Origin of the sequence: Rhodovulum viride (genome assembly GCF_003265965.1) — a bacterium.
GTDB lineage: Bacteria > Pseudomonadota > Alphaproteobacteria > Rhodobacterales > Rhodobacteraceae > Rhodovulum > Rhodovulum kholense.
The window spans coordinates 48,601-66,528 of the sequence record NZ_MUAV01000004.1 but is presented as its reverse complement, the minus strand read 5'-3'; the positions used below and the strand labels follow the sequence as shown (position 1 = coordinate 66,528).

18 protein-coding genes are annotated in these 17,928 nt (G+C 67.9%); 11 read left to right on the top strand and 7 right to left on the bottom strand.

Annotation, left to right across the window (positions count from 1 at the left end; all coding sequences use genetic code 11):
* Positions 1 to 15 precede the first annotated feature (15 nt).
* Positions 16 to 486: a DUF1499 domain-containing protein gene (locus BYZ73_RS04375; protein WP_112315043.1), complete on the bottom strand. Its 471-nt coding sequence runs from the start codon at positions 484 to 486 to the stop codon at positions 16 to 18.
* Positions 483 to 1,463 (bottom strand): agmatinase, encoded by a 981-nt coding sequence (gene speB, locus BYZ73_RS04370; protein WP_112315042.1) that lies wholly within the window; start codon positions 1,461 to 1,463, stop codon positions 483 to 485. The genes BYZ73_RS04375 and speB overlap by 4 nt, the downstream gene beginning before the upstream one ends.
* A 98-nt stretch (positions 1,464 to 1,561) precedes the next feature.
* On the opposite strand from speB, the gene mazG reads away from it, so the two are divergent.
* The 9 genes from mazG (at position 1,562) to eno (ending at position 11,730) form a co-directional block, all read left to right on the top strand.
* On the top strand, positions 1,562 to 2,410 hold the full coding sequence (gene mazG, locus BYZ73_RS04365; protein WP_425451062.1) for a nucleoside triphosphate pyrophosphohydrolase: 849 nt from the start codon (positions 1,562 to 1,564) through the stop codon (positions 2,408 to 2,410).
* A gap of 122 nt (positions 2,411 to 2,532) precedes the next feature.
* Complete coding sequence (locus tag BYZ73_RS04360) at positions 2,533 to 3,540, top strand: Fe(3+) ABC transporter substrate-binding protein (protein WP_112315041.1); 1,008 nt, start codon at positions 2,533 to 2,535, stop codon at positions 3,538 to 3,540.
* 113 nt (positions 3,541 to 3,653) lie between these two features.
* On the top strand, positions 3,654 to 4,592 hold the full coding sequence (locus BYZ73_RS04355; protein ID WP_112315040.1) for a nucleoside hydrolase: 939 nt from the start codon (positions 3,654 to 3,656) through the stop codon (positions 4,590 to 4,592).
* Positions 4,593 to 4,894: 302 nt separating this feature from the next.
* On the top strand, positions 4,895 to 5,515 hold the full coding sequence (locus BYZ73_RS04350) for a VPLPA-CTERM sorting domain-containing protein (RefSeq protein WP_112315039.1): 621 nt from the start codon (positions 4,895 to 4,897) through the stop codon (positions 5,513 to 5,515).
* A gap of 129 nt (positions 5,516 to 5,644) precedes the next feature.
* Positions 5,645 to 7,084 carry a protein adenylyltransferase SelO gene (locus BYZ73_RS04345; RefSeq protein ID WP_112315038.1) on the top strand — a complete coding sequence of 480 codons (1,440 nt, stop codon included), beginning with the start codon at positions 5,645 to 5,647 and terminating at the stop codon, positions 7,082 to 7,084.
* A 97-nt stretch (positions 7,085 to 7,181) separates the two neighbouring features.
* A complete protein-coding gene (locus BYZ73_RS04340; protein ID WP_108026087.1) occupies positions 7,182 to 8,447 on the top strand; it encodes a cation:proton antiporter in 1,266 nt (421 codons plus the stop codon).
* A 2-nt stretch (positions 8,448 to 8,449) separates the two neighbouring features.
* Positions 8,450 to 9,424: a zinc transporter ZntB gene (locus tag BYZ73_RS04335; RefSeq protein ID WP_112315037.1), complete on the top strand. Its 975-nt coding sequence runs from the start codon at positions 8,450 to 8,452 to the stop codon at positions 9,422 to 9,424.
* A 104-nt stretch (positions 9,425 to 9,528) separates the two neighbouring features.
* On the top strand, positions 9,529 to 10,404 hold the full coding sequence (locus BYZ73_RS04330; protein ID WP_112315036.1) for a DMT family transporter: 876 nt from the start codon (positions 9,529 to 9,531) through the stop codon (positions 10,402 to 10,404).
* A 48-nt stretch (positions 10,405 to 10,452) separates the two neighbouring features.
* Positions 10,453 to 11,730, top strand: coding sequence for a phosphopyruvate hydratase (gene eno, locus BYZ73_RS04325; RefSeq protein WP_112315035.1), 1,278 nt, complete (start codon positions 10,453 to 10,455; stop codon positions 11,728 to 11,730).
* A 134-nt stretch (positions 11,731 to 11,864) separates the two neighbouring features.
* Here eno and BYZ73_RS04320 read toward each other — a convergent pair whose 3' ends face one another.
* Positions 11,865 to 12,110 carry a hypothetical protein gene (locus tag BYZ73_RS04320; protein ID WP_146746255.1) on the bottom strand — a complete coding sequence of 82 codons (246 nt, stop codon included), beginning with the start codon at positions 12,108 to 12,110 and terminating at the stop codon, positions 11,865 to 11,867.
* Positions 12,111 to 12,372: 262 nt separating this feature from the next.
* Here BYZ73_RS04320 and BYZ73_RS04315 point away from each other — a divergent pair, with 262 nt between their 5' ends.
* A complete protein-coding gene (locus tag BYZ73_RS04315) occupies positions 12,373 to 12,801 on the top strand; it encodes a cupin domain-containing protein (protein WP_112315033.1) in 429 nt (142 codons plus the stop codon).
* Positions 12,802 to 12,814: 13 nt separating this feature from the next.
* On the opposite strand, the gene BYZ73_RS04310 is transcribed toward BYZ73_RS04315, so the two are convergent.
* Positions 12,815 to 13,909 (bottom strand): anhydro-N-acetylmuramic acid kinase, encoded by a 1,095-nt coding sequence (locus BYZ73_RS04310; RefSeq protein ID WP_112315032.1) that lies wholly within the window; start codon positions 13,907 to 13,909, stop codon positions 12,815 to 12,817.
* A gap of 66 nt (positions 13,910 to 13,975) precedes the next feature.
* Between BYZ73_RS04310 and tyrS the strand changes: the two genes are divergently transcribed.
* Entirely contained in the window at positions 13,976 to 15,229 is a 1,254-nt protein-coding gene (gene tyrS, locus BYZ73_RS04305; RefSeq protein WP_112315031.1) for a tyrosine--tRNA ligase, read from the top strand.
* A 76-nt stretch (positions 15,230 to 15,305) separates the two neighbouring features.
* On the opposite strand, the gene BYZ73_RS04300 is transcribed toward tyrS, so the two are convergent.
* The 3 genes from BYZ73_RS04300 to BYZ73_RS04290 form a co-directional block, all read right to left on the bottom strand.
* Positions 15,306 to 16,625, bottom strand: coding sequence for a VPLPA-CTERM sorting domain-containing protein (locus BYZ73_RS04300; protein WP_108026071.1), 1,320 nt, complete (start codon positions 16,623 to 16,625; stop codon positions 15,306 to 15,308).
* Between the two features lie 159 nt (positions 16,626 to 16,784).
* A complete protein-coding gene (locus BYZ73_RS04295; RefSeq protein ID WP_112315030.1) occupies positions 16,785 to 17,336 on the bottom strand; it encodes a peptidylprolyl isomerase in 552 nt (183 codons plus the stop codon).
* The gene (locus BYZ73_RS04290; RefSeq protein ID WP_108026067.1) at positions 17,329 to 17,835 is read right to left on the bottom strand and encodes a peptidylprolyl isomerase; all 507 of its coding nucleotides are present in this window, start codon (positions 17,833 to 17,835) and stop codon (positions 17,329 to 17,331) included. The genes BYZ73_RS04295 and BYZ73_RS04290 overlap by 8 nt, the downstream gene beginning before the upstream one ends.
* Positions 17,836 to 17,928: the final 93 nt, after the last annotated feature.

Below are 17,928 nucleotides of genomic sequence, written 5' to 3'. Positions count from 1 at the left end.
AAAGCCGGGGGACGGTCAAGAGGCCAGCCGGGCCTCGAGCGCCGCCTGCCAGTCGGTCAGCCGCTTGGCGTTCACGCCAAGGTCGGAATGGCCATAGCGCGAGCGCGAGAAGGCAGCCCAGGTGGCCCCGTCCCCTTCGGGCAGGATGCGGACCGAGATATAATCCGGAAAGCCCCAAAGCGCCGAGCGCTGGACATAGGTCATGAAGAGATCGCCGGGCGCGCCCGCGATCCGCGAGGTGCGCGGCTGGGCCAGCGCCATGGCGTCGAAGGCTTCTGCCAGCGCCTCGGGGGTGACGGGATAGACCGGCGCCGCGCGGTCGCCGCCTTCGGGGCGGACAAGCGCGGCATTGGGGGTTTCGGGCTTCGTCGCGGTCAGCGGGTCGACATGCCAGACCCCCGGATCGTCCGGAACCATGCGAAACCAGACCGCGCCGCCCACAGCGGCAATCCCCAGAAGCAAAAGGACAAGCGGCAGGATCTTCATGGCCTGGCTCCGGTCTCGCCCCGGCGGGTCCAGCCCCAGAGGCAGATCAGTTCGACCGCGACATGTGCCCCGGCAATGGCGGTGACGCCGGTCGGGTCATAGGGCGGCGAGACCTCGACCACGTCGCCGCCCACCGTGTCGATCCCGCGCAGCCCCCGCAGGACCGCCGCCGCCTGGGCGCTTGTCAGCCCGCCCCAGACCGGCGTGCCGGTGCCCGGCGCGAAGGCCGGGTCCAGCGCGTCGATGTCGAAGCTGACATAGGCCGGCGCCTCGCCCACGATCTCGCGCACCCGGGCGGCGGTGGCGGCGGGGCCATGCTCATGGACGTAAGGCGCGTCCAGCACGGTTATGCCCATCGTATCGGGATTGTCGGTGCGGATGCCGATCTGGACCGACCGCGCCGGGTCGATCAGCCCCGTCTTGACCGCCTTGCCGAACATCGTGCCGTGGTCGATCCGCGCCAAGTCGTCATCGGCCCAGGTGTCGGTATGGGCGTCGAACTGCACCAGCGCCAGCGGTCCATGTTTGGCCGCATGGGCGCGCAGCAGGGCCAGGGACACCGAATGATCGCCGCCCAGCGCGATGCAGGCCGCGCCCGCCTTCAGGATGCCCGCGACATGGGCCTCGGCCCGGGCCGGAAACTCGGCCACGCTGGCATAATCGAAAGCCATGTCGCCGTAATCGACGATGTCGAAGGCGTCGAACGGGTTGTAGCCCCAGCCATAGGGAACGTCGAAGGCCTGCAGCGTGCTGGCCTCGCGGATCGCGCGCGGCCCGAAGCGGGTGCCGGGCCGGTTCGTCACCGCCTGATCGAAGGGAATGCCGGTGATGGCCAGATCAACGCCCGCAAGATCCTTGGTCAGGCTGCGGCGCATGAACGAGGTTACCCCCGCGAAGGCGTTCTCATAGGCAAGACCGCGATGCCCCTTGCGGGTGATCGCCCCGTCCACCTCGGATTTCGCGTCTTCCAGTGCCATCGCATGCCCCCTCCTGCACCCCGCGCAGGATAGCGCGCGGGTTCCCTTTCTCCAGCCCCGGCTTTACACCCCGGCCTGTCTTTGTCCAACTCCTGCCGATGCCAGATTGCGAGGCCCAGATGACCGAGGATTCCGACCGCCTGATCCATGACCCCAGGGGCGGCCTGCCGCGCCTGTTGGAAATCATGCGGCGCCTGCGCGACCCCGAGACCGGCTGCCCCTGGGACATCGAACAGGATTTCCGCTCGATCGCGCCCTACACGATAGAAGAAGCCTATGAAGTGGCCGACGCCATCGAGCGCGAGGCCTGGGACGAGCTGGAGGGCGAGCTGGGCGATCTGCTGTTGCAATCGGTCTATCACGCGCAGATGGGGGCCGAGGCGGGGCTGTTCGACTTTCACTCCGTTGCCGACCGCATCTCGGACAAGATGGTGGCGCGTCACCCGCATGTCTTCGGCGACGAAAGCCGCGACAAGTCGGCCGAACAGCAGACCCGCGACTGGGAAACGATCAAGGCGGCCGAGCGGGCCGGAAAGAAGGCCAGGGGCGTGCTGGACGACGTGGCGCTGGCGCTGCCCGCGCTGACCCGGGCGGTCAAGCTGCAAAAGCGCGCGGCGCGGGTCGGCTTCGACTGGCCCGAGACGGCGCAGGTGCTTGACAAGATCGTCGAGGAGGCCCGGGAACTGGCCGAGGCCCGCGACACCCTGACCGAGGCCGAGGTGTTCGAGGAATTCGGCGATCTTCTGTTCGTGGTGGCCAATCTCGCCCGCCACCTGAAGATCGAGCCCGAAGAGGCGCTGCGCGCCGCCAATGCGAAATTCACCCGCCGGTTCAACGGCATCGAGGCCCGGCTGGCGGCCATGGGCAAGCGCCCCGAAGAGTCGGACCTGGCCGAAATGGACGCGCTTTGGGACGCGGTGAAGGCCGAGGAAAAGGCGCAAGGTTAGGCCCGGGCCGCGCTCACGCCGCCTCAAGCGGATGTGAGCGACCCAAGGCTGCGGCACCTTGACCCGACTAAAATTGTCAGGCTTACCTTGTCCGCGACGCACCAGACCGGACAGGAGACCCCATGACCTTGCGCACTGCCCTTGCGGCCACGGCCGCGGCGGCCACGCTGGCCCCGACTGCCCAGGCCGATGTGAATATCTATTCCTATCGCCAGCCCGAGCTGATCCAGCCGATCCTCGACGCCTTCACCGAAGATACCGGCATCGCCACCAATATCGCCTTTCTCAACAAGGGCATGGTCGAACGACTTCAGGCCGAGGGCTCGCGCAGCCCGGCCGACATCATCCTGACCGTCGACGTGGCGCGGCTGGCCGAAGCGGTCGATGCGGGCGTGACCCAGGCCGTCGACAGCGACACGCTGATCGAGAAGATCCCGGCCGCCTTCCGCGATGCCGACAATCACTGGTTCGGGGTCACCACCCGCGCCCGGATCGTCTATGCCGCCAAGGACCGGGTCGATCCCTCGGAAATCACCACCTACGAGGATCTGGCCGATCCGAAATGGAAGGGCCGGATCTGCACCCGATCGGGCACCCATGCCTATACGCTGGCGCTGGTTGCGGCGATGATCCACCACCATGGCGAAGAGGCCGCCAAGACCTGGCTTGAGGGCGTCAAAGCCAACCTCGCGCGCAAGCCCCAAGGCAACGACCGCGCGCAGGTCAAGGCCATCTGGGCGGGCGAATGCGACATCTCGCTTGGCAACACCTATTACATGGGCCAGATGCTGAAGGACCCCGAACAGGAGGCCTGGGCGAACTCGGTCAACGTGCTGTTCCCGGTCTTCGAGGGCGGCGGCACCCATGTGAACATCTCGGGCATCGCCATGACCAAGGCCGCGCCGAACCGCGATGACGCGCTGAAATTCATGGAATATCTCACCTCGGACCACGCCCAGGAAATCTATGCCGAGGTCAATTACGAATATCCCGTCGTGCCCGGCACCGAGCCCTCGGACCTGGTGAGAAGCTGGGGCAGCTTCACCGCCGACGACGTCAACCTGATCGCCCTGTCGCGCGACCGTGCGGCGGCGCTGCGGCTGGTCGAGGAAGTCGATTTCGACGGCTGAGCAGGTTTCGGGCAGGGCCTCTACCGGACAGGGCCACTGACCCGAAAGGCGGGCGCGCTGGACATCCCGGCGCGCCCGCGCCACGGTGCAGGCCCCCCTCCCGGAGACCCGCCATGCCCCGCAAGATCATCATCGATACCGATCCCGGCCAGGACGACGCCGTCGCGATCCTGCTGGCGCTGGCCAGCCCCGACGAGATCGAGGTTCTTGGCATCACCGCCGTCGCCGGAAACGTGCCGCTGGCGCTGACCCAGAAGAATGCACGCATTGTCTGCGAACTGGCCGGACGGCCCGACATCCGGGTCTTCGCGGGCTGCGACCGGCCGCTGGCGGGCGCGCTTGTCACCGCCGAGCATGTCCATGGCAAGACCGGGCTCGACGGCCCCGCCCTGCCCGACCCGACCATGCCGCTGCAGGACGCCCACGCCGTCGCCTTCCTGATCGAGACCCTGCGCGCCGCCCCCGAGGGCGAGGTCACGCTGTGCCCGCTGGGGCCCCTGACCAACATCGCCACCGCGCTGCGCGAGGCGCCCGAGATCGCGCCGAAGATCCGCGAGATCGTGCTGATGGGCGGCGCCTATTTCGAGGTCGGCAACATCACCCCCACGGCCGAGTTCAACATCTTCGTCGACCCCGAGGCCGCGTCCATCGTCTTTGCCTCGGGCGTGCCGCTGACCGTCATGCCGCTGGACGTGACCCACAAGGCGCTGGTCACGAAGCCGCGCAACGACGCGTTCCGGGCGCTTGGCACCGCTGCGGGCGACGCCGTGGCCGCGATGACCGATTTCTTCGAACGCTTCGACCGCAAGAAATACGGCTCGGACGGCGCGCCGCTGCACGATCCCTGCGTCACCGCCTATCTGATCCGGCCCGACCTGTTCCGCGGCCGCCATGTCAATGTCGAGCTCGAGACCGAGGGCCGCTTTACCCGCGGCATGACCGTCGCCGACTGGTGGGGCGTCTCGGGCCGCGCCCCCAATGCGACCTTCATGGGCGACATCGACGCGGACGCATTCTTCGCGCTGCTGACCGACCGGCTCGGCCGGCTTTGACGGCATAAGACCCAGATCACTGGTCCCGCATTTCCCGCACCGGCCGCATTTCAGTTTCATTTGCGAAACTCACGCAAAACGAGAGTTCCATTCAGGCATTTCACGACAGGAATCTCCCATGCGGAAACTTCATTTTCTACAATAGCTTGCAATTCTCCATTTCAGATCGCCCCCTGCGTCGGATTTGCCCGCCCCGGCACCCCGGCCAGCCTTTCTTGCCCGGGAGCGCCGGATCTGTTAAGAAATTGTTACCTGCACCATTTCGCAGGAATTATTACTTTACTACGAATGGGGGAATACACATGTCCAGAATGACTTATGCCGCTGCGGCGGCGGCAGTTGTCCTTGGTGCGGGTGCGGCATCGGCCGCGACGTTCGACTTCACGACCATGTCGCTCGATTCCAGCCACCAGCTGACCGTCGACGGGATCACGGTGACCGCCTATGCCGGCGTCTATCGCGACTTTCCCAACCCGGACGCGATCGTGCAGACCGACTGCTCGACCACGTGGTCCTGCGACCGGTCCGTCTATCAGAGCGAGTATGGCCTGGGCGTCACCGGCTTTCTCGACGGCCCCTATATCGACATCGACGGCGCTCTCGGCAACGACCTGCTGACCCTGTCGTTCAGCCAGACCGTCGACTTCTCGGCGGTGCTCTTCTCGTTCTGGGGCAATTCCGACAGCTTCGATCTTTTCGTCGATGGCACGCTGGTCTCGCCCGAAGAGCGGTCGGGCCCGAACCCCTATCCGCTGAGCGGGCTGCGCGGCACCACGATCAGCTTTGGCGCCGATGCGATAGACGATTCCTACAAGCTGGCCTCGATCACCGTGGCACCGGTGCCGCTTCCGGCGGCGGGGCTGATGCTGCTGGGCGGGCTTGGCGGCCTGGCCGCGGTCGGCCGTCGCAAGAAGAAAGCCTGAGACCGCGCGCATCCGCGGCCCTCAAGGCACCTGACAGACCCGCAGGCCCCCGGTACCACCCCGGGGGCCTTGCCCGTTCCGGGAAACCCCTCCGCTGGAAAGCCCCGGCGCCCGGCCTACGTCCGCAGCATGACCCTTTCGATCCGCTTCGACAATTCCTATGCCCGCCTGCCGGACCGGTTTTTCAGCCGTCAGGCCCCCGAGCCGGTGCGCGCGCCGCGACTGCTGGCGCTGAACCGGCCGCTGGCCGAGGCGCTGGGGCTCGACCCCGAGGCGCTGGCCTCGCCCGAGGGCGTCGAGACGCTGGCCGGCAACCGCCTGCCCGAGGGCGCCGAGCCGCTGGCCCAGGCCTATGCCGGGCACCAGTTCGGCGGCTTCGTGCCGCAACTGGGCGATGGCCGCGCGATTCTGCTGGGCGAGGTCGTGGCGCCTGACGGCACCCGGCACGACCTTCAGCTGAAGGGCGCGGGCCGCACCCCCTATTCGCGGATGGGCGACGGGCGCGCCTGGCTGGGTCCGGTGCTGCGCGAATATCTGGTGTCCGAGGCGATGCACGCGCTCGGCATTCCGACGACCCGGGCGCTGGCCGCCGTCGCGACCGGCGAGGAGGTGATCCGCGAGACCCGCCTGCCCGGCGCCGTGCTGACCCGGGTCGCGGCCAGCCATGTGCGAGTCGGCACCTTCCAGTATTTCGCGGTGCGCAAGGACACCGATGCGCTCGAGGCGCTGGCGCGCCATGTCATGGCCCGCCATTACCCCGAGACCGAAACCGTGCTCGACATGCTGGGCGCGGTGCTGGCCGCCCAGGCCCGGCTGGTGGCGCAATGGATGGGGGTGGGCTTCATCCACGGGGTGATGAACACCGACAATACCTCGGTCGCGGGCGAGACCATCGACTATGGCCCCTGCGCCTTCCTGGACGGCTATCACCCGGACACGGTCTTCAGCTCCATCGACCAGTTCGGGCGCTATGCCTACGGGCGGCAGGCCGATATCGCGGTCTGGAACCTGGCGCAGCTGGCGACCGCCCTGCTGCCGCTGATCGACCCCGACCGCGAGCGCGCCATCGAGGCTGCGACCGCAGCCCTGCACGGCTTTCCCGATCTCTTCAAGGCGGCCTGGCTCGATGTCTTCCGCCCGAAGATCGGGCTTGGCACCGCCGAGGACGGGGATGCCGAGCTGATCCACGGGCTTCTGGACCTGATGGCCGCCGAGCGGGCCGATTTCACCAACACCTTCCGCGACCTGGCCGAAGGCCGGTCGCCCGGCAGGCTTCGCGACCGCGCGGGACTCGAGGCCTGGACCGCACGCTGGCAGGCCCGGCTCGACCGCGAGGGCACCTCGCCCACCGCGGCCCAGGCCCGGATGCGCACCGCCAACCCCGCCTATATTCCCCGCAACCACCGGGTCGAGGCGGCGATCGCGGCCGCCCGCGCAGGCGATCTCGGCCCGTTCGAGCGGCTGCATCAGGTGCTGGCCCATCCCTTCGATCCCCAGGACGAGGCCCGCGCCTTCCGCGCCCCGCCCGCGCCCGGTGAAGAAGTCCGCCAGACCTTCTGCGGCACCTGACCCGCCCCCTGACGGGGCGTTTCCGCTTTGCCCCGTGCGGGGATCGGGCTAGCCATGGTCCCCGACTGCGTCCCCTCAACGACCCCTGGACCCCGGCATGCCGCCTCTTCAACTCGCCTCCCTGCTGATCGTGCTGGCCGCACTTTTCGGCACCATCAACTATTTCGTCCTCCGCCTGCCCCAGGCCATCGGCATCCTGCTGGTCGCGCTCATCGTTTCGCTGGCCGCGATGGCGCTCGATGCGCTGGTGCCGGGGCTCGGAATCGGCAGCGGACTGCGCGATCTGGTGCTGGGGATCGACTTTTCCGACGCGCTGCTGGAAGGCATGCTGGGCCTGCTGCTGTTCGCGGGCGCGCTGCATGTGAAGGTCGAGGATCTGCGCGCCCAGGCGCTGAGCGTCTTCGTGATGGCGACCATCGGCGTCGCGCTGTCGGTCGCGGTGGTGGGCGTGGGCTTTTCCTGGCTGACCGGCATGCCACTTCTGGTGGCGCTGGTCTTCGGCGCCGTCGTCTCGCCGACCGACCCGGTGGCGGTGCTGGGGGTGCTGCGCGCGGCCAGGCTCAGCCGGTCGCTGGAAACCACCATCGCCGGCGAGAGCCTCTTCAACGACGGGGTGGCCTATGTGGTTTTCCTGATCCTGATCGGGCTGGCCTTCCCGGCGGCCCATGGCGCCCATGGCGCGGCCGAGGGCGGAAACGCGGTTGCCGCAGCGGCGATGCTGTTCCTGCGCGAGGCGGTGGGCGGCGCGCTGCTGGGGGGCGTGCTGGGCTGGCTGACCTTCCGGGTGATGCGCCGGATCGACGACTATGCGCTTGAGGTGCTGATCACCCTGGCGCTGGCCTTCGGGGGCTACGAACTGGCGGTGGCGGCCGGGGTCTCGGCGCCGATCATGGCGGTGGTGGCCGGGCTGATGATCGGCCATGTCGGCATGAAATACGGCATGTCGGACGAGACCCGGAAATATGTCGATGCCTTCTGGAAGATGATCGACGAGATCCTCAACGCGGTCCTGTTCCTGCTGATCGGGATCGAGGTCTTCGCGGTCGCCTTCGATCTTGACGGGATCGAGACGCTGGTCGCGGCGGTGGCGCTGTCGCTGGCCGCGCGGCTGGTGTCGGTCGCGGTCCCGGTCTTGCTGATCGGGCGGCGCCAGGGCTTTGAACGCGGCACCATCCCGATCATGACCTGGGGCGGGCTCAAGGGCGGGATCTCGGTCGCGCTGGCGCTGAGCCTGCCCGACAGCGACTGGAAACCTCTGATCCTGACCGCAACCTATGTCATCGTGGTCTTCTCGATCCTGGTGCAGGGGCTGTCGGTCGGCGCGCTCGCCCGCCGCTTCAGCCGCGAACCCAAACTGGTCTAGCCATGAACCCCGTCCCGCCCCACCCTCTGGCCGCCTTCGACATCGGCCCCGATGGCACCGCCCGGCCGATCGCCGAAGCCTGGCCCGCCGCGACCCCCGGCCCCGGCGCCGCCTGGCGCTGGCTGCATTTCGCGCTGGCCGATCCGGCGCTCGCCGACTGGACCGAGGCGCATCTGCCCGCCGTCGCGGCCGAGGCCATTCTCCAGACCGAAACTCGCCCGCGCTGCACCCCGCTCGAGGGCGGGCTCATCGTCAACCTGCGGGGCGTCAACCTCAACGCAGGCGCCGAGCCCGAGGACATGGTCTCGCTGAGGATCTGGGTCGCGCCGGGGCTGGTGGTCAGCGTGCGCCGCAGCAAGGTCTTTGCGCTCGACGATCTGCGCCGCGCGGCCGCGGCCGGGACCGCACCGCCAAGCCCCGGCGCCTTCCTCGCCGAGATCGCCGAGGGCCTGACCGACCGGTTCGAGGCGGTCTCGGTCGAGCTAGAGGACCTGACCGACGAGCTTGAGGAGGCGATCCTCGAGCGCGAGGAAGAGGACCGCGCCGTCGACCTCGCGCCCCTGCGGCGCAAGGCGATCCGGCTGCGCCGCCATGCCGGGCCGCAGCGCGAGGCACTGGGGCGGCTGTCAGAAGGGCAGACCGCGCTGATCGACGCCGAGGCGCGCATCCTTCTGGGCGAAAGCGCCAACCGCGCCGCACGCACGGTCGAGGAGCTTGACGCGGTGACCGCCCGGCTGGTGGCGCTGCATGACCATCTGGAAGGCCTGCGCGGCACGGTCATGGCCCGCAACGGCTATGTGCTGTCGGTGGTGGCGGCGATCTTCCTGCCGCTGGGCTTCCTGACCGGGCTCTTCGGGGTGAACGTCGCGGGCATGCCCGGCACCGCCAACCCCTGGGCCTTCGCCCTGCTCTCGGCGGCCAATGTGGTCCTGGCTCTCGGGCTTCTGGCGCTGTTCCGGCTGTTGCGCTGGCTCTGATCCCGGGCGCTGCCAGACGGGCCGGACAAAGGGCGATTTCACTTTCCTCTGGCGCTTCGGGCCGATAATCGGGACCGACACCCTTTCCTGAGGACGCCTGAAAAATGGACAACATGCGCGGCATCGTGCTGATGGTCGCGGCAATGGCCGCGTTTGCCCTTGAGGACATGTTCGTCAAGACCGTGGCCGCGACGCTGCCGATCGGGCAGATCCTCACGCTTCTGGGGCTGGGCGGCGGCGTCATCTTCTCGCTGATGGCGCTGCGACGCGGGCAGCGGCTCTGGTCGCGGGCGCTTCTGAGCCGCCCGGTCCTGTTGCGCAATTTCGGCGAGATCGTCGGCACGCTCTGCTATGTCACCGCCATCGCGCTGACGCCGCTGGCCTCGGCCTCGGCCATCCTGCAGGCAACGCCCCTAGCCGTCACACTGGGCGCGGCGCTGTTCATGGGGGCGCAGGTCGGCTGGCGGCGCTGGACCGCGATCTCTGTCGGTTTTCTCGGCGTTCTTCTCGTCGTGCGCCCCGGGCTCGACGGGTTCGAGCCCGCCTCGATCTTCGCGGTGGTTGCGGTCTTCGGGCTGGCGTTGCGCGATCTCGCGACCCGGGCCACGCCGCGCAATGTGGGCTCGCTGCAGCTTTCGGCCTATGGCTTCTTCATGCTGGTGCCGGTGGGGCTGGTGATGATGGGGCTCGGCCAGGCCCCCGTGGCGATCGACCGCGCCGAGGCCATCTCGCTGTTCGGCGCCCTGGTGATGGGGGTCGCGGGTTATTACGCCATCGTCGAGGGCATGCGCGTCGGCGATGTCGCTGTGGTGACGCCGTTCCGCTACACGCGGCTGATCTTCGCCCTTGTCATCGCCATGCTGGCCTTCGGCGAGCGCCCCGATACACTGACCCTGATCGGGGCCGCGGTCATCATCGCCTCGGGGCTCTATACCCTCTGGCGCGAACGCACCCTTTCCCTTCGCCGCGCCGGACGCTAGAACTCGGCCCGAGTTTTTCTTCGTGCATTAGAAAGGGACTGCCCCCCCATGAGCACCATCATCGACATCATCGGCCGCGAGATCCTCGACAGCCGCGGCAACCCCACCGTCGAGGTCGACGTGATCCTCGAGGACGGCACCATGGGCCGGGCCGCCGTGCCCTCGGGTGCCTCGACCGGCGCCCATGAGGCCGTCGAACGCCGCGATGGCGACAAGTCCCGCTACATGGGCAAGGGCGTGCTGGACGCCGTGGCCGCCGTCAACGGCGAGATCGCCGAGGCGCTGGTGGGCTTCGACGCGACCGAGCAGGTCGCCATCGACGCCACCATGATCGAGCTCGACGGCACCGAGAACAAGGGCCGCCTCGGCGCCAACGCCATCCTCGGCGTGTCGCTGGCCGCCGCCAAGGCCGCTGCCGATTACACCGCCCAGCCGCTCTACCGCTACGTGGGCGGCACCTCGGCCCGCATCCTGCCGGTGCCGATGATGAACATCATCAACGGCGGCGAACATGCCGACAACCCCATCGACATCCAGGAATTCATGATCATGCCGGTCAGCGCGGAGACGATCCGCGACGCCGTGCGCATGGGGTCCGAGGTCTTCCACACTCTCAAGAAGGAACTGGCCGCCGCGGGCCACAACACCGCCATCGGCGACGAGGGCGGCTTTGCCCCCGCGCTGAACTCGACCCGCGACGCGCTCGACTTCATCCTGAAAAGCATCGAGAAGGCGGGCTACAAACCCGGCGAGGACATCTATCTCGCGCTCGACTGCGCCTCGACCGAGTATTTTGAGAACGGCAAATACGAAATGAAGGGCGAGGGTCTCAGCCTGACCGCCGCCGAGAACGTGGACTATCTGTCGAAGCTTTGTGCCGACTACCCGATCATCTCGATCGAGGATGGCTGCGCCGAGGATGACTGGGACGGCTGGAAGCTGCTGACTGACGCGCTGGGCGGCAAGGTGCAGCTGGTGGGCGACGATCTGTTCGTGACCAACCCGAAACGGCTCGCGGATGGCATCAAGGCCGGCGTCGCCAACTCGATGCTGGTCAAGGTGAACCAGATCGGGTCGCTGACCGAGACGCTGAAGGCCGTCGATATGGCCCATCGCGCGCGCTATACCAACGTGATGTCGCACCGCTCGGGCGAAACCGAGGACGCGACCATCGCCGATCTGGCCGTCGCCACCAATTGCGGGCAGATCAAGACCGGCTCGCTGTCGCGCTCGGACCGGCTGGCGAAATACAACCAGCTGATCCGCATCGAGGAAATGCTGGGCGAGACCGCCGAATATGCGGGGACCTCGATCCTGCGCGGCTGATCCCGACAGCCCGATGACAAAAGAAAGGCGCGGCCCCCGGGCACGCGCCTTTTTCCTGTCCGGCAGCTGCCAATTGGCCGCAGCCCGCCCCGCGACCTGCCGTCGCAGTTCCGGCTTGCATGCCCCCGTCTACATCAGTATACTAACTTGTAGACCCCGTAGGCCGAATCGCGGCTCATCAGAGCTTCGATCAGGGCTTTCCCATCGGGCGTCGGCTGGCCCATCTCGTCCAGCCATCCACGACCGCGGGCGACCTGATCCGCAGGGGCGCGGGAAAGCCCCATGCAGAAAAGGGTAAACCCTAGAATTCGCGACACAATATCGTCGTTCGACAGGTTTTCGCGCCGCTCGGGCGCATCGGTCTCTTCGGTCATGCTCATCCTTGTGTCCCCTTGCATGGCGACAACAGGAAAACGCCGCCGACCCCCTGACGGGATCGCCGTTTCAGATTTTGCAGCAGGCGGAAGATTTTCCGCGCGTTTTCCGTTGCCTATGGGACGTGCTCTTAGCACCTTTCTCATGCGGTTTCATGTCCCCTTCTCGGGGTCCACACGCATGACCGGCACCCGCTGGCCGAAATCCGCCGCCCGCCCGCCGGCGAACCCGCTTCCCCCACAGACGCCGCCCCGCTAGGCTCACGCCATGACTGCGGACGAGATCATCGCGACGCTCGGGCTTGCCCCGCATCCCGAAGGGGGCTGGTATCGCCAGACCTGGGTGGCCGAGGCCGCGCCCGGCACCCGCCCCGCCGGAACCGCGATCTACTACCTGCTGGCCGAGGGGCAACGCAGTCACTGGCACCGGGTCGATGCCGACGAGATCTGGCTTTATCACGCGGGCGATCCGCTGGAACTGACCGTGTCGGCGACCGACGCAGGACCGGCCGTTCCGATGATCCTTGGGGCGGATCTGACCCGGGGCGCGCGGCCCCAGGGCGTCGTGCCCGCCGGTCACTGGCAGGCCGCGCGCCCGCTGGGCGCCTGGACGCTGGTCAGTTGCACGGTCAGCCCGGGTTTCCGCTTCGAGGGGTTCGAGATGGCCCCGCCCGGCTTCGACATCCCGCGGGCCTGAGCTTCGGCCGCCCTCAGGGCGTCGAGATCCGCCCGCCCGAGACCGGCCGGTCAACCCCGGTCGTGCCAGGGCAGGAGGTCGGCAGGCCGCGCGCCACCCGCACTGCGAGATAGGCGAAGGCCTGCGCCTCGAGCATGTCGCCATCGAGCCCCAGCGCCTCGACGGGTTCGGCCGCAAGGCCCGTGCGTTCGGCGATCATCCGCATCAGGACCGGGTTCCGCCGCCCGCCGCCGGTGACCAGCAGCCGCGTCGGACGGACCGGGCACGCCTCGAGCCCGACCGCGACCGAGGCCGCGACGACGGCCACAAGCGTAGCGGCGGCATCGGCGTCGTTCAGCCCCGCGACCCGGTCCGAGAGCCCCGCAAAGGCGTTCCGGTCCAGAGACTTGGGCGGCGGCGCGCGGAAATAGGGTTGCTCCAGCAGCCAGGCCAACACCGCCTCGTCCACCCGCCCGGCGGCGGCCAGCGCGCCGTCGCGATCACAGCTCTGGCCCAGCCGCGCCCGCATCAGATCGTCGATCGGCGCGTTGGCGGGGCCGGTGTCGAAGGCCAGCAACGCGCCCTCGTCCTCGGGGCGCGCGCGGCCTGGATCGACCCAGGTCAGGTTGCCGACGCCGCCCAGATTGAGGAAGGCCACCGGTTCGGTCAGCCCGGCCCGGCGCGCGCAGGCGAAATGGTAGAACGGCGCCAGCGGCGCCCCCTGCCCGCCCGCGGCGACATCGGCGCTGCGGAAATCCCAGACCACGGGCAGGCCCAGCGCGCGTGCCAGCACCGCGCCATCGCCCGCCTGATGGGTGCCGCGCCCGCCCGGATCATGGGCCAGCGTCTGGCCATGCACCCCTGCCAGATCGGCACCCGCAATCCGCGCCATGACCTCGGCATGCGCGGCCTCGACCACGCCCGCCGCCTCGGCCACCCCCGGATCGCCCGGCCAGCGCCCCAGCGCCGCCGCCAGCACCGCCCGTTCTTCCGGCGCATAGGCGCGATAGGCGCTGGGACCGAAGCCGAAGAGGGTCTCGCCATCGGTCTCGATCAGCGCCGCATCGACCCCGTCGAGCGACGTGCCCGACATGGTCCCCAGCACCCGCACCGTCCCGCCGTCGATCATGGTCTTTCCCTCCCGGTCTGCCGCCGATATACCACGGCGAAACTTTAACCCAAGGGACAAGAGGCGATGACCTACCACCCGAAATCGGACTTCCTGCGCGTGATGATCGAGCGCGGCTTTCTGGCCGACTGCACCGATTATCAGGGCCTGGACGAGGCTCTGGTTGCCGGAGTGGTGCCCGCCTATATCGGCTTCGATGCAACGGCCAAGTCGTTGCATGTGGGCGGCCTGATCCAGATCATGATGCTGCGCTGGCTGCAGAAGACCGGCCACAAGCCGCTGGTCCTGATGGGCGGCGGCACAACCAAGGTGGGCGATCCGTCCTTCCGGGCCGACGAACGCCCGCTGCTGACGCCCGAGCAGATCGACGCCAACATCGCGGGCATCAAACGGGTCTTTGCCAGCTATGTCACCTTCGGCGAGGGCGCGACCGACGCGCTGATGCTGAACAATGCCGAATGGCTGGACGGCCTGAACTACCTCGATTTCCTGCGCGATATCGGGCGGCATTTCTCGGTCAACCGGATGCTCAGCTTCGAGTCCGTGAAATCGCGGCTCGACCGGGAACAGTCGCTGAGCTTTCTCGAGTTCAACTACATGATCCTGCAGGCCTACGACTTTCTCGAGCTGAACCGCCGCTACGGCTGCCTTCTGCAGATGGGCGGGTCGGACCAGTGGGGCAACATCGTCAACGGGATCGACCTGACGCGCCGGGTGCTGGATGCCGAAATCTTCGGACTGACCTCGCCGCTGCTGACCACCTCGGACGGCAAGAAGATGGGCAAGAGCCAGTCGGGCGCGGTCTGGCTGAATGCCGACATGCTGAGCCCCTACGAGTTCTGGCAGTACTGGCGCAACACCACCGATGCCGATGTCGGACGGTTCCTGAAGCTTTACACCGAACTTCCCCTCAGGGAATGCGAACGCCTGGGGGCGCTGGAAGGCAACGCCATCAACGATGCCAAGATCGTGCTGGCAAACGAGGTCACGGCGCTGGCCCATGGCCGGGCGGCGGCCGAAGCCGCCGAGGCGACCGCGCGCGAGGTCTTCGAGAAGGGCGGCGTGGGCGAGGACCTGCCGACGGTCGCGCTGAGCGCGGGCGAACTGGCCGAGGGTATTTCGGTCGTGCAGCTCATCACCCGGGCGGGCCTTGCGAAATCGGGCAAGGAGGCCAAGCGGCTGATCGCCGAAGGCGGCGCCCGCCTGAACGACGAACCGCTGACCGATGCCGGGCTGATGGTCGATGCCGCGATGCTGGCCGAGCCGATCAAGCTGTCGGCGGGCAAGAAGCGTCATGCACTGGTGCGGCTCGGCGACTGAGCCGGAGGCCCGTCCCGAAAAAAGGCGCCGCGCGGGGACTGTCCGCGCGGCGCTTTTCGTTTCGGCCCCTGCCCGCTTAGCGGCGGCGGCGCAGCAGCCCCAGCCCCGCCAGCGCGCTGACGATCAGCACGCCGCCGGCCGGAAGCGGCACCGGCGCCGGCTGGGCAATGGCGGCGATGGCGTCATAGCCATAGGACGCGTCCTTGAAGTTGAAGATCTCGAACCCGGTCAGCGCGACCGAGAAGCTGTCGGCCCCGTTCTCGAAGCTCAGCCCGAGGATCGAGCCCTTGAGCGTCGCGGTCAGCATGTCGAAGGCATAGTCGAGCGCCGAGAACTGGTCCTGCCCCTCGCCGCCGTCGAACAGCGCCCCCGCGCCGCCGAAGACGCCCGAGAAGGGGCCGATCAGATCGAAGGCATCGTCGCCCGCGCCGAATTCGGCCCCGCCGATCACGCTGCTGCCCTCGAGGCTGACGAAGACATCGTTGCCCGCACGCAGCTGCAGTGCGAGCCCGGTCGGGTTGGCCGCACCGTCGCGCGTGCTCATCAGCGTACCCGAGTTGTAGACCGCGATGTCCTGGGTCACGGCCTCGTCGGTCTCGACCGCGACGGTGCCCGAGATCAGCCCGAAATTGTCGATGACCCCCGCCCCGGTGCCCGGGTCGAAGTCGATGGCGGCATCGACGGTCGAGCGGATCACCCCGGTCGCCTCGTTGCGGATATAGCCTGAATCGATGTCGATGGCGTCCTGCGGATCGTCGCTGTCGCCGGGGTTCTGGATATTGGCGATGAGCCCCGAATTGACGATGGTCGCGTTCTCGCCGACCTGAATGGCGTCGTCGAAGCCCTCGATCGTGCCCTTGTTGGTGATGTCGGCACCGTTGCCGGTCTCGATCCCCTCGTTGCCGGTCGAGCGGATCACCGCCCCGGCCGTGTTGACCAGCGTCAGGCCGTTGCCGCCCGCGTCGTCGTCGTCGGGCCCCGCCTTGACCGCCTTGCCGGGGGTTTCGATCAGCCCGGTATTGGTCAGGGTCAGCCCGTCATGGCCCTCGGTATCGACACCGTCATCGGCCGCGCGGATCGTGCCGTCATTGTTCAGGGTCAGATCGTCGCCCGCCACGACCGCGTCATCGCTGCCGTCGATGGTGCCGCTGTTCAGCAGCGTGTTGCCGTCGCCCTTGATCTTGACGGCGTCCGTGTCGGCCGCCGCGGGCGCGACCGACGCCCCGGCCTGGACATAGACGGTCAGATCGTCCGAGCCGTCGGAAAAGCCGTCGGTATCGGCGCCCATGCAGAACACGACATCGCCCGCATCCGGCTTGTCCGGCGTACAGTTGGCCAGGGCCAGTCCCGGCCCCGCCAGCACGCCCATCGTCGTCAGAAGAAGAATCCGTTTCATTGGTGGCCCCCCGGCAAGGTCTCAAATGCCTTCCCGCTACCCGGCAGAGTTAACAGATCCGTGACAGCCCGGCGAGCCGGAAGCCGGATTTGGCCTCTCGGTCGCAAAAAAGGCGGAGCCCGCAGGCCCCGCCCCTGTTTTCGCACGCGGAAGAAGAGCTTAGTCGGTCACGCTCACCTTGACCATGCGATCGGGCTGTCCCATGACCTCGCCGTTCCGGCCCGAGCCGCGCTTGATCGCGTCGACCACGTCCATGCCCTTCGTCACCCGGCCGACGACCGTGTACTGACCGTTCAGATGCGGCGCCGGGGCGAACATGATGAAGAATTGCGAATTGGCCGAATCCGGGTTGGCCGAGCGCGCCATGCCGACCGTGCCCCTCTCGAAGGGCACGTCCGAGAATTCGGCCTTGAGGTCGGGACGGGTCGACCCGCCGGTGCCCGCGCGCCGCATGTCCATGCCGAGCTTGCCGAATTCGACATCGCCGGTCTGCGCCATGAAGCCGTCGATCACCCGATGAAAGACGACATCGTCATAGGCGCCCTCGCGGGCCAGCTCGACGATCCGCTGGACGTGGTTGGGCGCCACATCGTCCAGCAGCTCGACATGGACGGTGCCGTTCGCCCCCTCTCCCGCCACCTGGATGTCGAGACCGGTCGCCAGCGCCGGTCCCGCCAGGGTGCAGAGCAGCGCGACCAGAAGGTTACGCATCGGCGGCGACCTTAACGCTGATCATGCGGTCGGGATTGGCCGGCGGCTCGCCCCGGGTGATGGCGTCGACATGTTCCATGCCCTCGATGACGCGGCCATAGACGGTGTACTGGCCGTTCAGGAAATGGTTGTCGGCGAAGTTGATGAAGAACTGCGAGTTGGCCGAGTTCGGGTTCGAGGACCGCGCCGCGCCCAGCGTGCCGCGGTCATGGGGCAGCTTGGAGAATTCGGCGGGCAGGTCGGGCATTTCGGACCCGCCGGTCCCGGCACGGCCGGGGTTGTAGTCCTTTTCGGCATTACCGTGCTCGACATCGCCGGTCTGGGCCATGAAGCCCTCGATCACGCGGTGGAACACGACATTGTCATAGTCCCCGGCCCGGGCAAGCGCCTTCATCCGCTCGACATGTTTCGGAGCGACCTCGGGCAGAAGCGCGATCACGACGCGGCCCCCCTTCAGTTCCATGATGATGGTGTTCTCGGGGTCCTTGATCTCGGTCATCGCCGGTTCCTCCTCGGGATCTCTGTCGGGCCGAGACACTAGTGCGGCGGAAAGGCGATGAAAAGAGGCGCCGAGGGGACCGGCCATTGACCT

Coding starts and splice junctions, on each gene's coding strand:
- BYZ73_RS04340 (WP_108026087.1), top strand. CDS start 7,182: ATGCCGCCTCTTCAACTCGCCTCCCTGCTGATCGTGCTGGCCGCACTT.
- BYZ73_RS04330 (WP_112315036.1), top strand. CDS start 9,529: ATGGACAACATGCGCGGCATCGTGCTGATGGTCGCGGCAATGGCCGCG.
- BYZ73_RS04345 (WP_112315038.1), top strand. CDS start 5,645: ATGACCCTTTCGATCCGCTTCGACAATTCCTATGCCCGCCTGCCGGAC.
- eno (WP_112315035.1), top strand. CDS start 10,453: ATGAGCACCATCATCGACATCATCGGCCGCGAGATCCTCGACAGCCGC.
- BYZ73_RS04295 (WP_112315030.1), bottom strand. CDS start 17,336: ATGCGTAACCTTCTGGTCGCGCTGCTCTGCACCCTGGCGGGACCGGCG.
- mazG (WP_425451062.1), top strand. CDS start 1,562: ATGCCAGATTGCGAGGCCCAGATGACCGAGGATTCCGACCGCCTGATC.
- BYZ73_RS04315 (WP_112315033.1), top strand. CDS start 12,373: ATGACTGCGGACGAGATCATCGCGACGCTCGGGCTTGCCCCGCATCCC.
- BYZ73_RS04360 (WP_112315041.1), top strand. CDS start 2,533: ATGACCTTGCGCACTGCCCTTGCGGCCACGGCCGCGGCGGCCACGCTG.
- BYZ73_RS04375 (WP_112315043.1), bottom strand. CDS start 486: ATGAAGATCCTGCCGCTTGTCCTTTTGCTTCTGGGGATTGCCGCTGTG.
- BYZ73_RS04320 (WP_146746255.1), bottom strand. CDS start 12,110: ATGAGCATGACCGAAGAGACCGATGCGCCCGAGCGGCGCGAAAACCTG.
- BYZ73_RS04300 (WP_108026071.1), bottom strand. CDS start 16,625: ATGAAACGGATTCTTCTTCTGACGACGATGGGCGTGCTGGCGGGGCCG.
- BYZ73_RS04290 (WP_108026067.1), bottom strand. CDS start 17,835: ATGACCGAGATCAAGGACCCCGAGAACACCATCATCATGGAACTGAAG.
- BYZ73_RS04310 (WP_112315032.1), bottom strand. CDS start 13,909: ATGATCGACGGCGGGACGGTGCGGGTGCTGGGGACCATGTCGGGCACG.
- BYZ73_RS04335 (WP_112315037.1), top strand. CDS start 8,450: ATGAACCCCGTCCCGCCCCACCCTCTGGCCGCCTTCGACATCGGCCCC.
- speB (WP_112315042.1), bottom strand. CDS start 1,463: ATGGCACTGGAAGACGCGAAATCCGAGGTGGACGGGGCGATCACCCGC.
- tyrS (WP_112315031.1), top strand. CDS start 13,976: ATGACCTACCACCCGAAATCGGACTTCCTGCGCGTGATGATCGAGCGC.
- BYZ73_RS04350 (WP_112315039.1), top strand. CDS start 4,895: ATGTCCAGAATGACTTATGCCGCTGCGGCGGCGGCAGTTGTCCTTGGT.
- BYZ73_RS04355 (WP_112315040.1), top strand. CDS start 3,654: ATGCCCCGCAAGATCATCATCGATACCGATCCCGGCCAGGACGACGCC.